The organism is Qipengyuania intermedia, assembly GCF_019711615.1.
GTDB lineage: Bacteria > Pseudomonadota > Alphaproteobacteria > Sphingomonadales > Sphingomonadaceae > Qipengyuania > Qipengyuania intermedia.
This window is the reverse complement of the sequence record NZ_JAIGNS010000001.1, coordinates 1225741-1241833: the sequence shown is the minus strand read 5'-3', so window position 1 is coordinate 1241833 and position 16093 is coordinate 1225741. Positions and strand designations below refer to the sequence as shown.

Genomic DNA, 16093 nt, shown 5'->3' with positions numbered 1-16093 from the left:
CCTAGCAAAACGTAAAGAAAAGGCTTGTATGAATACGACCACGCCCCGACCCGGTGCGCACTTGCTGTCCTGACCGCTGCGGCTGCAGGATAGGTTGCATTGGACAACTGCATCGAAAGTAAGGCAGATGTTCGCAACCAAGCACAACCGCCGGGAGAGCGCCTGATGCCAAAGACCACCGCCAACGGGATCGAAATCCATTACGAAGAGCACGGCAAACCCGAAGATCCGGCAATGCTTCTCATCATGGGCTTCGGTGCGCAGTTGACGCTCTGGCCCGACGAGCTGGTCGATGAGCTCGTGGGTCATGGCTTCCGCGTCATCCGCTACGACAACCGCGATATTGGCCTCAGCCAGAAGTTCGACGGGGTGAAGGCACCCGGTCTCGTCAAGATGACGCTGATGAGCAAGATCGGCCTGACCCCGCGCGTGCCCTATACGCTTGCAGACATGGCTGCCGACGGGATTGGCCTGCTCGATGCTCTCCAGATCGAGCGCGCGCACATCGTGGGCGCGAGCATGGGCGGCATGATCGCGCAGCACGTCGCGGCGAAGTATCCCGACCGTTGCCTCTCCTTCACGCAGGTTTTCTCGACGACCGGCAATCCCAAGCTGCCGCCGGCGAAGAAGGAAGCGCTGCAGGCGCTGGTGACCCGCCCGAAGAGCGATGCGGAAGAAGAGCTGGTCTCGCATGGTATTATGCTGGCGAGGACCATCGGTTCGCCCGGCTATCCCTCGCCCGAAGAGCGGCTGCGCGAGCGGACGCTAACGAGCGTGCGGCGCAGCTTCTATCCGGAAGGACCGACCAGGCACCTGTCAGCTATCGTCGCTGACGGCGACCGCAGTTCCATGCTGGGCGACATCACCGTGCCGACGCTGGTCCTCCATGGCGAGGACGATCCTCTGGTCCCGTGCGAGGGCGGCAAGCACACAGCCGAGTGCATTCCCAACGCCAAATTGAAAACGATACCCGGCTGGGGTCACGATCTGCCGCTGGAACTGGTCGATGAACTCGCGGGCGAGATCGCGTCCCACGCCCGCGGCAGCGTTGCAGCCTAACCGCCGCCCAGGCTGCCCAGGACGAAGGCGAGGATAACCCCGATCGCCGTCGCAACGCCAGCGAGATGGGCGTCCTCGCGGTAGGCCTTCGGGAAGACCTCGGTCGCCAGGCTGGCAACCACCGCACCGGCGGCAAAACAGCGGATGATGGCGAGCGTTCCCTCGCCCGCCTCGTCCAGCAGCATGTTCCCGATAATCGCGGCAGCCGAGAGCAGCGCTGCGGTCGCGATCCAGAGCAGCATGACCCTGCCCTTGGAGCGTCCGGCCTCGGCCATGCTCTTCGCGCCGCCAGCGGCTTCGGGAAGGTTCGACAGCAGGATGGATCCAGCCAGCGCCGCCACTTCCATGCTGCCCGCACCGATCAAGGCGACGCCGAGCGCAAGGTTCTCGGGGATCCCGTCAAGCGTGATGGCAGCCAGCAGGCCGCCACCCGATTCTGAGCTCCATCGCTCGTCGATGAGGTAGTCGGTGACGGTGAAAACCAGCGCTCCTGCCGCGACCCCAAGCATTGCGTGCAGCAGGCTGCTCTTTTCTATCGAAGGTTCGATAAGCTCGGTGGTCACGCTCAGCAGCAGGGCCCCGCCTGCCAGGGCGACGAGAAAACCCTCGAGCTTCTTGGGCAAGTGGCCGTAAATCCCCCAGGCCGCCCCGGCGATCAGGGCGCCGGAAACGACGAAAACGACGGCCAGCAAGGTCAGCATTCGATAACGTTGACAGCCAGCCCGCCCTGGCTGGTTTCCTTGTACTTGCTCGACATGTCGAGGCCCGTCTGGCGCATCGTCTCGATCACCTGGTCGAGGCTGACGCAGCCCTCCGCACCGGTCCGGTGAAGGGCTAGGCGGGCAGCGTTGACCGCCTTTACCGCGCCGATCGCATTGCGTTCGATACAGGGCACCTGCACCAATCCGCCAACGGGATCGCAGGTGAGGCCGAGGTTGTGCTCCATCCCGATTTCGGCAGCGCTCGCAACTTGAGGCGGGGTCGCGCCCCATAGAGCGGCCAAGCCCCCCGCTGCCATCGAACAGGCAACGCCAACTTCGCCCTGGCAGCCCATTTCAGCACCGGAAATGCTGGCCCGCTGCTTGTAGAGGAGGCCGATTGCGCCTGCCGTGAGCAGGAATGTGCGGCGGCTCTCGGTACAGGGCATCTCGTCTGCGGTCTGGCAATAGAAGCGGATTACTGCAGGAATAATGCCGGCCGCGCCATTGGTCGGCGCTGTGACGACGCGGCCACCCGCAGCATTTTCCTCGTTCACCGCCATGGCATAGCAATTGAGCCAGTCGAACAATTGCTCCCGCTCGTTCGATTGCGGATTTGCCGACAGCTTATCCCACAGGTCGGGCGCACGCCGTTCCACCTTGAGGCCGCCCGGCAATATCCCGCGCTGCGACAGGCCGCGGTCGATGCACTGGTCCATCGCCTGCGCGATGCGGTCGATCCCGGCGAGCGTCTTCTCCCGCGGGCGGAAGGCGTCTTCGTTAGCCAGCACCAGCTCGGCAATGCTCATGCCGGTCGCCTCGCAACTGTCGAGCAGTTCCTTCGCCGATCCGAAGTCGAACGGCGCCAGCGTGCCGGTGCTGATCCGGTCGTTCTTCGGCTTGCGCTTCAATTGCGCTTCGCTGGCAACGAAGCCGCCACCGGTCGAATAATAGGTCCGCTCCAGCAGGACCGAGCCGTCGGCGCCGCGCGCAGCCAGCTTCATGCCATTGGGATGAAGGTCCGGTATGATGTGACCGGCAAGGTCGATGTCCCTGTCGGGGTCGAACGCGATCTCGCGCTTTCCGGCAAAGCAGAGGCGCTTGTCCTCGCGCACGGTTTTGAGCACTGCCTGCGCCTCGTCCGGACAGGTGCGATCGGGCCGGAAGCCTGCAAGGCCCAGAATGCTGGCATCGACGGTGCCGTGGCCGACCCCTGTGAGCGCCAGCGATCCTTGCAGTTCGACGCTGACATTCGCCACCTCGTCGAGCTTGCCCGATTTCGCGAGCGCACGCGCGAACAGCGCACCGATCCGCATCGGACCCACCGTGTGCGAAGAGGAGGGACCGATCCCGATCCGGAAGATGTCGAGTACCGAAAGCATGGCGCATGGATGCGCTCAAACCAGTGCAGAATCAACCGGTTTCACTTGAAACCTTCGCTGGCCGTGCCTGTGGGTAAATTAGGCTCGAATCCTTTGGTTTTTGCCCCTCCAGAGCCTATATAATGGGCATGGACGAGAACACTCAGGACGCCTCGGGCGCAAAGGGCGAAAAAGCCCGCAATTCCAACGAATATGGCGCAGATTCGATCAAGGTCCTCAAGGGCCTCGACGCGGTGCGCAAACGCCCCGGCATGTATATCGGCGATACCGATGACGGATCGGGCCTCCACCACATGGTTTTCGAGGTTTCGGACAACGCCATCGACGAAGCTCTGGCCGGGCATTGCGACCTGGTGCTGATCGAACTCAACGCCGACGGGTCCGTCAGCGTGGAAGACAACGGTCGCGGCATTCCCGTCGGCATGCATAAAGAAGAGGGCGTTTCCGCAGCGGAAGTCATCATGACCCAGCTACACGCCGGCGGTAAGTTCGAGAATACCTCGGACGACAATGCCTACAAGGTGTCGGGCGGCCTCCACGGCGTTGGCGTTTCGGTGGTCAACGCGCTGTCCGAATGGCTGGAACTGGCCATCTGGCGCGACGGCAAGGAACACTGGATGCGCTTCGAACATGGCGAAGCCGTGGAATCGCTGCGCGTCGTGGGCGATGCCCCGCCGGTTGCCAGCAATGGCGACGACGATGGCCTCAAGAAGGGCACCCGCGTCACCTTCAAGGCGTCGGAGGAGACCTTTAAGAACGTCATCGAATTCGATTTCGACAAGCTGGAACATCGCTATCGCGAACTTGCCTTCCTCAACTCGGGCGTTCGCATCCTGCTGCGCGACAAGCGGAGCGAGGAAGTCCAGGAACACGACCTGTTCTACGAAGGCGGCATCGCGGCCTTCGTCAAATGGCTCGATCGCAACAAGCAGGCGCTGGTTGCAGAACCGATTTCCGTCAGCGCGGAAAAGGACGGCATCGGCATCGACGTCGCGCTGGAGTGGAATGACAGCTATTACGAAAACGTCCTGTGCTTCACCAACAACATCCCGCAGCGTGACGGCGGCACCCACCTCGCCGCCTTCCGCGCCGCGCTGACGCGTACGCTCAACAACTACGCGCAGGCATCGGGGCTGATGAAGAAGGAAAAGGTCAGCCTGTCCGGCGAGGACATGCGCGAAGGCCTGACCGCGATCGTTTCGGTCAAACTGCCTGATCCCAAGTTCGGTTCGCAGACCAAGGACAAGCTGGTTTCCTCCGAAGTGCGCCAACCGCTCGAAAGCCTGATGGGCGAAAAGATGACCGAGTGGCTGGAGGAAAATCCCAATGACGCGAAGGCCATCGTCCAGAAGGTGATCGATGCGGCCGCTGCGCGCGAAGCCGCTCGCCGCGCCCGCGAAATGAGCCGCAAGGGCGCGATGAGCGTGGCCTCGCTGCCCGGCAAGCTGGCGGATTGCCAGGATCGCAACCCCGAAAACTGCGAACTCTTCCTGGTCGAGGGTGATTCCGCAGGCGGATCGGCCAAGCAGGGCCGCGACCGCAAGACGCAGGCGATCCTGCCGCTGAAGGGCAAGATCCTCAATGTCGAGCGCGCTCGCTTCGACCGGATCATTTCGTCCAAGGAAGTCGGCACGCTGATCCAGGCGATGGGCACGGGCCTGCGCGATGAATTCAACCTCGAAAAGCTGCGCTATCACAAGATCGTGATCATGACCGACGCCGACGTCGATGGTGCGCATATCCGCACGCTGCTGCTCACTTTCTTCCATCGCCAGATGCCGGAGATCGTGAAGGCGGGGCACCTCTTCATCGCCCAGCCGCCGCTCTACAAGGTCGCGCGTGGCAAGAGCGAGGTCTATCTGAAGGACCAGGCCGCCTACGACCGCTACCTGATCGACCAGGGCCTGGCCGGGCACCATCTCGACACCAAAGAAGGTTCCATTCCGGCAAACGGCATGGGCCAGCTGGTCGAGCACGGCCTGCGCATGCGCAATCTGCTCGCCTTCGTACCGCGCAAGTACAAGCTCGACCTGATCGAGGCGATGGCGCTGTCCGGCGCGCTCGACCCCGACGGCGATCGCGGGGCCGGTCTCGACCGCGCCGCCGCACACCTCCAGATGGGCGATCCCGAAGCGAAGTGGTCGGCCGAAACCGGTGAAGACGGCATGGTCCGTTTCTTCCGTGTGTGGCGCGGCGTCACCGACGTGCACGAAATCGAGCCTGCCTTCATGGATAGCGCCGAGGCCCGCAAGCTCCACCGCGTCGCCGGAGAGCACGCCGAAGTCTACGGCGCACCTGTCCGCCTCGTGAAGGGCGACAGCGGCGAGGCCGAGCCGGTCGATCCGGAAAGCGCCGACGAGACCGACGCCGATGCGCCGGCCTTCATCGACGACAGCGCGATCACCCTGCCCACGCAATTGCTCGACGCCGTCATGGCCGCAGGACGAAAGGGCCAGAAGATCCAGCGCTACAAGGGCCTTGGCGAAATGAACGCCGAGCAGCTCTGGGAAACCACGCTGGACCCGGACAACCGCGCGCTGTTGCAGGTCAAGGTCGAGGATGCGGACGTGACCGACGAAATCTTCACCCGGTTGATGGGCGACGTGGTCGAGCCGCGCCGCGAATTCATCCAGGCGAACGCGCTCAACGTCGCCAACCTCGACGTGTAACGACAAGGGGCCAGGCGGGATGGAGGCGGAGCGCGGGAAAGCGATAGAGCAAGGCGGCTTCCTGCTGTTTCTTGCACTGATCACGCTGGCCCTGCTTGTCGTGGTCCTCCCCTTCCTCCAGCCCATGCTCTGGGCTGCGCTGGCGGCAATAATGTTCCAGCCCTTGCTGCGCTGGTTTCTCGCGCGCTTGCCGGGCCGCGACAGCCTCGCCGCTTCGCTGACCCTGCTCGTCATCTTCGTCGCGGTGATCCTGCCTACCTTCTGGATCGGCAGCGAAGTGGTCGACGAAGCGGCAGGACTGGTAGTGGCCTTCCAGCAAGGCCGCATCGATGTCGCCGACTGGTTCGAGCAGGTGTTCGGCGCGCTGCCCGCCAATATCCAGGCATCGCTCAGCGCATCCGGCTTCGGCGACCTCACTGCCCTGCAGCAACGGGCGCAGGAATTCGCGCAGGACAGTCTGGGGCTTATCGCGCAGCAGGCCATCGCCTTCGGCGGCAGCGTTTTCGGCTATGTCCTGGCCTTCGCGGTAGGCCTTTACGTCAGCTTCTTCCTGCTGCGCGACGGCAGGTCGATCAGCGCTTCCATCCTGAGTTCGCTGCCTTTCGATCGGTCGATCTCGCTGCGGTTGGCGGAGCGCTTCCTCGGCATCGTGCGCGCCACGATCAAGGGATCCATCGTCGTCGGACTGGTGCAGGGCGCACTCGGCGCGCTTACCTTCTGGGTGGTCGGCATGCCCTCGGTGCTGCTGTTCGGGGTCATAATGGCCATTGCCTCGCTCCTGCCTGCCGTCGGACCCGCGATCGTTTGGGTGCCTGCAGCGATCTACCTCCTGGCGACTGGCGCGATCTGGGAAGGCGTAGTCGTGGTGATATCGGGTGTCGCGCTGATCGGCATGATCGACAATATCCTGCGCCCGATCCTCGTCGGGCGAGATACGGGGATTCCCGATTGGCTGATCCTCGTCTCGACCCTTGGCGGCATCGCGCTCGCAGGACTTTCAGGCATCGTGATCGGCCCGCTGGTCGTCGGCCTGTTCCTCGCAGGATGGGGCATCCTCAGCGAACAGCGCGCCGCTGCCGCCAGCCTGACGACCTAGTCGACGGCAGCTGCACCCAGCCAGGGATTGAGCACCGTGATGTGGTTCAGCCACTTCTTCGGACGGCGCAGCATGTCATCGGGGTACTCTACCTTGAGCCCCATGATCCGGCCGATCTCGCCTACGAAATGGATGCAGTTGCGCGTGTCCAGATCATAGAACTTCCCAGGCGCATCGCGCCATTCGGAAACCAGCCTCTTCACCTTGCGGTACTGCGCATCGGTCATCTTGAGCGTGAAATGGCGATTCGTTTTGCTCAGCCATTTCTCTTTTTCCGTCATCACGATGTGTTCGACCGGCCCGCGCAATACGGCAGGCGTCGCGCTCTTGGCGGAAAAGCCGAAATTCTCTTTCACGGCGGTCCCGTCTTCCAGCGTTCCCGCCATAGACACGAATGTGTGCGGGTAACGCCCGGCGAAGACCGAGCCGTTGAAGGAGTGGAAAGTGATCTCGACCGCCGCCGCAGCCATCGATGACCAGGCGAGCGCGAAGAGGACGATGAAATTCCGGAGGGTGCGAACCATGGCGCGCTTCTAACGCGGCACGCCATGGGTTCGCAAGCGTCCCTGTGTCAGCTCGCCAGCAGCGTGGCATTGCCTCCGGCCGCGGTGGTATCGATGCACACGACGCGTTCAGTCGCAAAGCGCGCGACATAGTGCGGGCCGCCGGCCTTGGGACCAGTGCCCGACAGGCCCTCGCCCCCGAACGGCTGGCTCTCGACAACCGCGCCGATCTGGTTGCGATTGACGTAGAAATTGCCGACCTTCGCGCGCGCTTCGACGAAGGCGCGGGTGTCGTCGTTACGGCTGTGCAGGCCCATCGTGAGGCCATAGCCGGTCGCGTTGATTTCCTCGACGATACGGCCGAGGTCGCTCGACTTGTAGCGCACGACGTGGAGCACCGGGCCGAAGTTCTCGCGCTTGAGGTCGAGGATCGAATCGATCTCGATGATCGTCGGAGCCACGAAGCACCCCGCATTGGCCCCGCGATGCAATCGGCGGCGCCAGACCGGCATACCGCCTTTCTTCCGACGTGCGACATGGCGCTCGAGAGCGGCCTTGGCGTCGGGATCGATGACCGGGCCGACATCGGTGGACAGGTTCTCCGGATTGCCGATCGTCAGCGCTTCGAAGGCGCCGCGGATCATGCCCAACATCTCGTCGTAGACTTCGTCCTGGATATGCAGGACGCGCAGGGCGGAGCAGCGCTGGCCCGCGCTCTGGAAGGCGGAGGCGACGACATCCCGGGTGACCTGTTCGGGCAGCGCGGTGGAATCGACGATCATCGCGTTCTGGCCGCCGGTCTCGGCAATGAAAGTGGCGATCGGTCCGTCGCGCGCGGCCAAGCTGCGGTTGATGGCCTGTGCAGTCTGGGTCGAGCCGGTAAAGGCAACGCCCGCGATGCGCGGATCGGAAGTGATGAATTCACCCACGTCGCCCGCACCCGGCAGCAGCTGGAAGGCCTCTTCGGGAATGCCCGCCTCGTGGCACAGCCTGACGGCCAGCGCTGCGATTAGCGGGGTCTGTTCCGCCGGCTTGGCGACCACGGTATTGCCAGCGGCAAGCGCAGCGGCGGCAGGGCCGATGAAGATGGCCAGCGGGAAGTTCCACGGGCTGATCGTGGCAAAGACGCCGCGACCGGCCAGCGTCAGGCGGTTTTCCTCGCCCGTCGGTCCGGGCAGCGGCATCGAGCCTTCGAAAAGGCGCCGCGCCTCGCCTGCGTAATAGCGCAGGAAGTCGACCGCTTCGCGCAATTCGAGGATTGCGTCCTGCAGGGTCTTGCCGGCCTCGCGCTGGCACAGTGACAGGAATTCGTCGGTGTGCTCCTCGAACAGGTCCGCTGCCTCTTCCAGCAGCAGGGCCCTGCGTTCACCGCCAAGCGCATTCCAGCCATGCTGGATCCGCTCGGCGCGCGTGATCGCTTCTTCGACCTCGAAATCGAGCGTATCGCGCCGCGTGCCGACTTCTGCCGTGAGGTCGTGCGGCTTGTTGATCGGAGCGATTTCCGCATCCGCACCCGACGTAAAGGTCGGCTCCGCATGCCAGTGCCGCGATTCCAGTTCGTGCAGCCGGTCGAGCAGCGGTTCGCGCTCCAGCGGGTCGGACAGGTCGATGCCTGCAGAGTTCCTGCGGTTGGGAAAGATGTCCGCCGGAAGCGGGATCGCCGGATTGCGGTAGGGTTCCAGATCGAGCAGGTCCGCGCACGGATCGGTGACCAGCTCGGACACCGGTATCTCAGCATCGGCCATGCGGTTCACGAAGGACGAATTCGCACCGTTCTCGAGCAGGCGGCGCACCAGATAGGCGAGCAGGTCCTTGTGCGTGCCCGTCGGTGCATAGATGCGGACATTCGTTTTCCGGTTTCCCTCCACTTGGGCCAGCGCACCATAGACGTCTTCGCCCATGCCGTGCAGCCGCTGAAATTCGAACCTTTTGGGTCCGGCGAGCGCTTTCACCGCACCGATAGTATAGGCGTTGTGCGTCGCAAAAGCCGGATAGATGACATCGTCCGCCGCCAGCAATTTGTCGGCACAGGCGAGGTAGCTGACGTCGGTCGCCAGCTTGCGGGTGAAGACCGGGAAATCGGTGAAGCCGCCCACGTGGCTGAGCTTGATTTCCGTATCCCAATACGCGCCCTTCACCAGACGGACGAAGAAACGGCGGTCGTACTTGCGGGCGAGGCGCGCAACCCATTCGCACATCGGCACGCCGCGCTTCTGGTAGGCCTGGATGGCAAGGCCGAAGCCCTCGTAGTGCGAGCCGTCGGGGCGCTTGAACAGGTCGTCGTCGCGCACCAGCGCTTCGATGATGTCCATCGACAATTCCAGCCGGTCCGCCTCTTCGGCATCGATGGTGAAATGGATATTGGCATCGCGTGCCTTGACGATCAGCGAGCGCAGCATCGGCAGCAGGCCGCTGATGGCGAGGTCCGCATGCAGGAAGGTATATTTCGGATGCAACGCCGACAGCTTGACCGAAATGCCGGGCGATGTTGCAAGGTCGCCCGTCGCCTCGCGGGCCAGCCGGTCGATCGCGCGCTCGTAACTGGCGCGGTAGCGTTCCGCATCGGCATAGGTCATCGCCGCTTCGCCGAGCATGTCGAAACTGTGGGTCAGGCCCCTGGCGCGTTCCGGTGCCGCACGCTTGAGCGATTCGTCGATCGTGCGGCCGTAAACGAACTGGCCTCCGAGGATCTTCATCGCCTGTAGCGTCGCCTTGCGGATGACCGGTTCACCCAGCCGCGTAACCGCCCCCTTGAGCGTGCGGCGCATGCCCTTTTGCGCTTCTTCTGGTCGTTCCAGCACTTCGCCTGTCAGCATCAACGAAAAGGTCGCTGCGTTGACGAATGTCGACGAGCTTTCGCCGAGATGCTCCGACCAGTCGATATCGCCGATCTTGTCGCGGATCAGCGCATCCGCTGTCGGCGCATCGGGCACTCGTAAGAGCGCTTCGGCAAGGCACATAAGCGCCACGCCTTCTTCGGTGGCCAGCCCGTACTGGTGCAGGAACGCGTCGATACCGCTTGCCTTCTGGCGACGGGCGCCCTCGATCAGCTGTGCAGCTAAGTCCGCGGCCTCGTCATGCTTCGCGCTGGCGGGAGCGGCCTGGGTCAGGCGCTCGGCGACACAGGCGTTCTCTTCTGCGCGGTAGGCTTCGCGCAGCGACTGGCGGGAAATGGACTGGGGGCGGATTGGATCGTGCAGGGCCATGCGACTCCGAAGGTGACAAAGGGACTTAACCCCCGCCACTTGGACCCGAGCACCCGCGCTTTCAAGCTTTGTGAACCGCAGGGCGCCTCAGGAACGCGACGAGAACCATTCCCTTACGGATTCTTGCGTTTCAGCGGACAGATGCAGCCCGAGCTTGCTCCGGCGCCACAAGACGTCCTCGGCCGAGCGCGCATATTCGCAGTCTACCAGATATCGCAGTTCCGCCTCGTAGAGATCGCCCCCGAAGTGCGTGCCCAGCTCGTCGAGGCTCCGTGCGTCGGAGAGGACGCGGTCGATCCGGGTTCCGTAGGCGCGGCACAGCCTCAGGAGCATTTCCGGCGGCACCCAGCTGAAGCGGTCGCTCGCTTTCCAGAGGAAACGGGCGAAGTCGCCATTGTCCATGTCGCCGCCGGGCAGCGGGGCATGCGCGGTCCAGCCCTGCGGCGGGATTCCGGCATGCGCAGAAAGCTTTTCCAGCGCGTGCTCGGCAAGCTTGCGATAGGTCGTGATCTTGCCGCCATAGACCGACAGGATCGGCGCGCCGCCTTCCGCTTCGATTTCGAACACATAATCGCGCGTCACCGTGGAATTGGACTTCGCGTTATCCTCGTAGAGCGGGCGCACGCCCGAATAGGTGTGCACGATGTCCTCTTCGGTGATCCCGCTCCGCAGATACCGCGTAGCCGCTTCACGCAGATATTCGCGCTCTTCCGCGGCGATTTCGACATGGTCCAGATCGCCTTCGTAAAGAAGGTCGGTCGTGCCGATCAGGGTGAAGTCGCGCTCATAGGGAATGGCGAAGACGATCCGGTCGTCGGCCTGCTGGAAGATGTAGGCATGGTCGCCCGCATAGGCCCGCGGGACGATGATGTGGCTGCCCTTGACCAGCCGCAAGTGAGCGGGCGTCCCTTCGCCGAGCGCGGACCTGGCGACCTTGTCGACGAAGGGACCGGCGGCATTGACCACCGCCTTGGCCTCCACCGCGCGCTCGCCATCGGACCCGCCCAGCGTGGCGAGCCAATGGTCGGCCCTGCGTTCGAGCGCAGTGCATTCGGTTCGCGTCCACACCTTCGCCCCGCGCTCTTCCGCATCCATTGCAGTGAGGACGACGAGGCGGGAATCCTCCACCCAGCAGTCCGAATATTCGAAGCCGCTGGTCAGGTGATCCTGCAGGATCGCGCGATGTGGCGGGTTGCGCAGGTCGACCTTGTGCGAGCCGGGGAGCCTCTTGCGTCCGCCGAGCCGGTCGTAAAGGAACAGCCCCGCCCGCAGCATCCACTTCGGCCGCATCCCCGGCTCGTGTGGCAGGAGGAAGCGCAGAGGCCAGATGATATGCGGCGCATTGGCGAGCAGCACTTCGCGTTCGCGCAGGCTCTCGGCCACCAGCCTGAATTCGTAATGCTCCAGGTAACGCAGCCCGCCGTGGACGAGCTTGGTGCTGGCCGACGACGTGTGCGAGGCCAGGTCGTCCTTCTCGACCAGGGCGACCGACAGGCCGCGGCCTGCCGCATCGCGCGCAATCCCGGCCCCGTTGATACCGCCGCCGACTACGAGAAGGTCGAAGCGTTCGCTCATCGTGCGCGGAAAAGCCGTCCTGCAACCGCGTCGAGCTTGGCCATCAATTCCCTGTCGTGCTGGTCGGGCGACGTGATCACCGCATCGTCCAGCGCGCGGTCGATCGGCGAGGGGCTGCGCTTCTTCGGCAGGCCCTTGCAGAACGCGACAAGCGCTTTCTTCGCCCGCTCGGAATTCTTCTGCATCTGGGCAACGATTTCGGCCACGTCGACAGTCGCCTCGTCATCGCGCCAGCTATCCCAATCGGTCACCATCGCGAGCAGCGCATAGGGCAGCTCGGCTTCGCGCGCGAGCTTGGCTTCGGGCATGCCGGTCATGCCGATCACCTCTGCCCCCCAATGGCGGTAGAGCTTGCTTTCCGCGCGGGTGGAGAATTGCGGACCTTCCATCGCGAGATATGTCGCGCCGGTGGTGACATCGCCGCCCGATTTCTCGACCGCCTTGCCGATATGTTTCGACAGGCGGCTGCAGACCGGATCGCCGAAGGGCACATGCGCCACGAAGCCGTTGTCGAAGAAGGTCGAGGCGCGGCTCTTGGTGTTGTCGATGAACTGGTCGACCGTCACGAAGCGGCCCGGATGCAGCTCTTCCGACAGCGAACCGACCGCGCTGATGGCGAGAATGTCGGTGCAGCCGGCACGTTTCAGCGCATCGATATTGGCGCGGGCATCGATCCGTCCGGGAATGATCGGGTGGCCGCGTCCGTGGCGCGGGAGGAAACGGACGCGGACATGGCCGATCGTCCCGCACAGGATCTGGTCGGACGGCTCACCCCAGGGCGAGTTGATCTCGATCCATTGTGCGTCTTCCAGCTCGTCGATCGCATAGAGGCCCGACCCGCCGATGATGCCGATGGTCCAATCGCTCATGTATCCATATCCTGTTTCGTGCCCTTCACTGCGAAGCCGGCCCTTGCGGACCTAGCGCGTGAGTGTGCGCGAGCTGTTAACGCCTGGCGATTGGGTGACGAAGGAAAGCGCAGGTGTAAAGGGAGAAGGGCGGAACACCCACGGCGAGTGCGCAGTTACAGATGCGCAAACCTATTCATGGCGCCGCCGGGAGCCCGCCCTTGACTCACCGCCCCCTTTTCCCGGCATTTACGCGCCGAAACTCATGTGGAGCGTGCCTTGACCGATCTGTCCCCCCTTTCCTTCGACACGCTGGCCGAACGACTGCGCGAATTGCACGCGAGGACGCAGGAGACGCCGCTCTTCAATCCGGTGTTCCAGCTTGCCCATGATCTGTCGCGCAAGCTGGAAGCGGGAGATCTGTCGCTCGAAGATCTGGCGGGACTGATCGAGGAACTGGAAGGACAGGCTCTCGAAGTGAGAGCCGACCATTTACGCGACCTCGTGTCACCCGACGCTGCGCCGAAGCGGCTCGACACATTCTGCAAGGATGCCGAGGATTTCGATGCGTTCGCCGCGCATTGGGCCCATCCGCAGCTCCACGTCGTCTTTACCGCCCATCCGACTTTCCTCCTACCACCGGGACAGACGCAGGCCGTCGCCAAGGCGGCCGGCGAAGGCGTGAAGGTGGGTCACCCCGACGGTGAGCGTGCGCAGATCACGCTCGATTACGAACATGGCGAGGCGATGGCCGCGCTTTCCCATGCCCAGGATGCGCGCGACCGGATCGTCACCTCGCTCTACGATTGCGCCGCCAAAAAATGGCCCAAGCGCTGGCGAGAATTGCAGCCGCTGCCCTTCCACTTCGCCAGCTGGGTCGGTTACGACATGGACGGGCGCACGGACATCAAGTGGTACACCTCGATCCGCTTCCGCCTGTCCGAAAAGGCGGAGAGGCTGGGCCGCTATGCCGACCAGCTCGCCGCGATCGATGCCGACCACCCGCTCGTTGCCAAGCTGCGCGCGGCACAGGCCCACACGCTGCGCAGCGCCGAAGACTTCGCGGGCGACCTGACCGATCCGAAAGACCTGTCCGAAGCCGCTAATCGCCTGACCGCCGACCATGACGACAAACTCTTGTCGCTGACCCCGATTATCGAGCAGCTGGAAAGCGAGGCAGCGGACGAGGCGACCGAGGAAGCGATCGCCTTCAAGACGCTGGCCGCCGCCATGCGCGCGGATGGACTGGGCATGGGCCACATCCATTTCCGCGTGAATGCGAAGCAGCTTCACAACGCCATCCGCACCCGCATCGAGAATGGAGAGGAACTGGACCTCGGCAGCCAGGGTGCGCTCGGCGCCCTGCGCGACCTGCTCGCCAAGGCAAAGCCGCTCTCGGCCAATTTCGCCTCGCTCGCGATCGAAAGTTCGACCGCCGTGCGTCAATTCCTCGCCATGGCGCAGATCCTCAAGCATGTGGACGCGGACGCGCCGATCCGCATGCTGGTCGCCGAATGCGAACAGCCCGCGACCGTCCTTTCGGCCCTCTATTTTGCGCGCCTGTTCGGGATCGAGAACAAGGTGGACGTATCGCCCCTGTTCGAGACCGAAAGCGCGCTGGAACATGGCGGGCGCTTCCTTGACGCCCTGCTCGCCGAAGACGCCTTTCGCGAATATGCGCGCCTGCGCGGCAGAGTCGCGATCCAGACCGGCTTTTCCGATGCGGGCCGTTTCGTCGGGCAGATCCCGGCCAGCCTTGCAATCGAGCGCCTGCAGGGACGCCTTGCGGAAGCCATGGCCGCCAATGGCCTTACCGATGTCGCCGCGCTCGTCTTCAACACACATGGCGAAGGCATGGGACGCGGCGCGCATCCGGCCAGCTTCAAGGACCGCCTCGAATGGCCGATGAGCCCCTGGGCGCGCCGCCGCTTCGCGCGCGCGAACATCCGGCTCGAGCCTGAGGCGAGCTTCCAGGGCGGTGATGGCTATTTGTTCTTCTCGACGCCCGAACTGGCGCTGGCGACACTTTCCGAAATTGCCGAACGCGCGCCGGCGACCGCAGACCTGGAAGCGCCGACCGACCCCTTCTATCGCCGGACCGACCTCAGCCTCGACTTCTACCGTGCGGTGAAGGATCACCAGCAGGAGCATCTGGAAAGCCGAACCTACAGCCGGGCGATTACCGCCTTCGGTCTCGGCCTGCTGAATTCGACTGGTAGCCGCGTGTCGCGCCGCCAGAGCGATATCAATGCCGACCGCGAGATGAGCTTGCGGCAGATCCGCGCGATCCCGCACAACGCGATTCTCCAGCAATTGGGCTATCCGGTGAATATCATCGCCGGTGTCGGCAGCGCCGCCGAAAGCAATTACGAGGATATCGCGGAATTGCTGCGCGAAAGCCCGCGTGGCCGCCAGATCATGCGCCTCGTGCGCGCTTCCAATGCGCTGGCCAGCATCAAGACCGTCGCCGCCTATGGCGAGCTGTTCAATTCAGCCTATTGGGCGAGCCGCCCCTATCGCGGGACGGAGGATCACCTTTCGCGCGCGTGCGAGGCGCTGGCCGAATATCTCATCCAGGACGATCGCAACGGCGTGTTCCGGCGGCTTGCCTCGCGCCTGCGGGTCGATGCGCTCAAGCTGCATCGCCTGTTCGACCTCGTGCCGGACGAAGAACCGCATCCCGAGCGTGAACACACGCGCCGCATGATCGGCGTGCTCCAGGCAGTGCGGCTCGCCCTGATGCAGCACATGTTCCTCAAGATCGTGTCGGTCCCGGTCTTCAGCCGCGCCAACGACATCAGCCGGACCGACGTGCTTGAAATGGTCTTCACCTTGCGGGTCGACGAAGCGCTGGCTCAGCTGCGCCGCGCCTATCCGACGAGCTTCCCGCGCAAGACCGATTTCGCGATGGACGAAGGCGGGGAATACCCGCGCGGCATGGGCGAAGGGTACGACGCGATCAGGGCGAATTACATCGACCCTATCGAGGACGCGCACACCCTGTCGCTGCGCATCTCGACCGCGATCGCGAACCTGTTCGGCGCGCACGGTTAAAGG

The 16093-nt window shown here is 63.9% G+C and carries 10 protein-coding genes; 4 read left to right on the top strand and 6 right to left on the bottom strand.

Going from position 1 to position 16093, the window contains the following annotated elements:
* Positions 1–165: 165 nt before the first annotated feature.
* On the top strand, positions 166–1059 hold the full coding sequence (locus K3179_RS06145) for an alpha/beta fold hydrolase (RefSeq protein ID WP_221562943.1): 894 nt from the start codon (positions 166–168) through the stop codon (positions 1057–1059).
* Here K3179_RS06145 and K3179_RS06140 read toward each other — a convergent pair.
* Both K3179_RS06140 and K3179_RS06135 read right to left on the bottom strand, forming a co-directional pair.
* Entirely contained in the window at positions 1056–1760 is a 705-nt protein-coding gene (locus K3179_RS06140) for a ZIP family metal transporter (RefSeq protein ID WP_221562942.1), read from the bottom strand. The two genes, K3179_RS06145 and K3179_RS06140, sit on opposite strands and share 4 nt — an antisense overlap.
* A complete protein-coding gene (locus tag K3179_RS06135) occupies positions 1754–3139 on the bottom strand; it encodes an L-serine ammonia-lyase (RefSeq protein ID WP_221562941.1) in 1386 nt (461 codons plus the stop codon). The genes K3179_RS06140 and K3179_RS06135 overlap by 7 nt, the downstream gene beginning before the upstream one ends.
* 128 nt (positions 3140–3267) lie before the next feature.
* On the opposite strand from K3179_RS06135, the gene gyrB reads away from it, so the two are divergent.
* Both gyrB and K3179_RS06125 read left to right on the top strand, forming a co-directional pair.
* Positions 3268–5808: a DNA topoisomerase (ATP-hydrolyzing) subunit B gene (gene gyrB, locus K3179_RS06130; protein ID WP_221562940.1), complete on the top strand. Its 2541-nt coding sequence runs from the start codon at positions 3268–3270 to the stop codon at positions 5806–5808.
* A gap of 19 nt (positions 5809–5827) precedes the next feature.
* Complete coding sequence (locus K3179_RS06125) at positions 5828–6904, top strand: AI-2E family transporter (RefSeq protein WP_221562939.1); 1077 nt, start codon at positions 5828–5830, stop codon at positions 6902–6904.
* Here the strand turns inward: K3179_RS06125 and K3179_RS06120 are convergent.
* The 4 genes from K3179_RS06120 to mtnP form a co-directional block, all read right to left on the bottom strand.
* Complete coding sequence (locus tag K3179_RS06120; protein WP_221562938.1) at positions 6901–7428, bottom strand: hypothetical protein; 528 nt, start codon at positions 7426–7428, stop codon at positions 6901–6903. The genes K3179_RS06125 and K3179_RS06120 overlap by 4 nt on opposite strands.
* A gap of 47 nt (positions 7429–7475) precedes the next feature.
* Positions 7476–10613, bottom strand: coding sequence for a bifunctional proline dehydrogenase/L-glutamate gamma-semialdehyde dehydrogenase PutA (putA, locus tag K3179_RS06115; protein ID WP_221562937.1), 3138 nt, complete (start codon positions 10611–10613; stop codon positions 7476–7478).
* A gap of 87 nt (positions 10614–10700) precedes the next feature.
* Complete coding sequence (glpD, locus tag K3179_RS06110) at positions 10701–12188, bottom strand: glycerol-3-phosphate dehydrogenase (protein WP_221562935.1); 1488 nt, start codon at positions 12186–12188, stop codon at positions 10701–10703.
* Complete coding sequence (mtnP, locus tag K3179_RS06105) at positions 12185–13057, bottom strand: S-methyl-5'-thioadenosine phosphorylase (RefSeq protein ID WP_221562933.1); 873 nt, start codon at positions 13055–13057, stop codon at positions 12185–12187. The genes glpD and mtnP overlap by 4 nt, the downstream gene beginning before the upstream one ends.
* A gap of 258 nt (positions 13058–13315) precedes the next feature.
* Here mtnP and K3179_RS06100 point away from each other — a divergent pair, with 258 nt between their 5' ends.
* Positions 13316–16090 (top strand): phosphoenolpyruvate carboxylase, encoded by a 2775-nt coding sequence (locus K3179_RS06100; protein ID WP_425594734.1) that lies wholly within the window; start codon positions 13316–13318, stop codon positions 16088–16090.
* Positions 16091–16093 lie beyond the last annotated feature (3 nt).

Coding starts and splice junctions, on each gene's coding strand:
- K3179_RS06125 (WP_221562939.1), top strand. CDS start 5,828: ATGGAGGCGGAGCGCGGGAAAGCGATAGAGCAAGGCGGCTTCCTGCTG.
- gyrB (WP_221562940.1), top strand. CDS start 3,268: ATGGACGAGAACACTCAGGACGCCTCGGGCGCAAAGGGCGAAAAAGCC.
- K3179_RS06140 (WP_221562942.1), bottom strand. CDS start 1,760: ATGCTGACCTTGCTGGCCGTCGTTTTCGTCGTTTCCGGCGCCCTGATC.
- mtnP (WP_221562933.1), bottom strand. CDS start 13,057: ATGAGCGATTGGACCATCGGCATCATCGGCGGGTCGGGCCTCTATGCG.
- putA (WP_221562937.1), bottom strand. CDS start 10,613: ATGGCCCTGCACGATCCAATCCGCCCCCAGTCCATTTCCCGCCAGTCG.
- K3179_RS06120 (WP_221562938.1), bottom strand. CDS start 7,428: ATGGTTCGCACCCTCCGGAATTTCATCGTCCTCTTCGCGCTCGCCTGG.
- K3179_RS06145 (WP_221562943.1), top strand. CDS start 166: ATGCCAAAGACCACCGCCAACGGGATCGAAATCCATTACGAAGAGCAC.
- K3179_RS06135 (WP_221562941.1), bottom strand. CDS start 3,139: ATGCTTTCGGTACTCGACATCTTCCGGATCGGGATCGGTCCCTCCTCT.
- glpD (WP_221562935.1), bottom strand. CDS start 12,188: ATGAGCGAACGCTTCGACCTTCTCGTAGTCGGCGGCGGTATCAACGGG.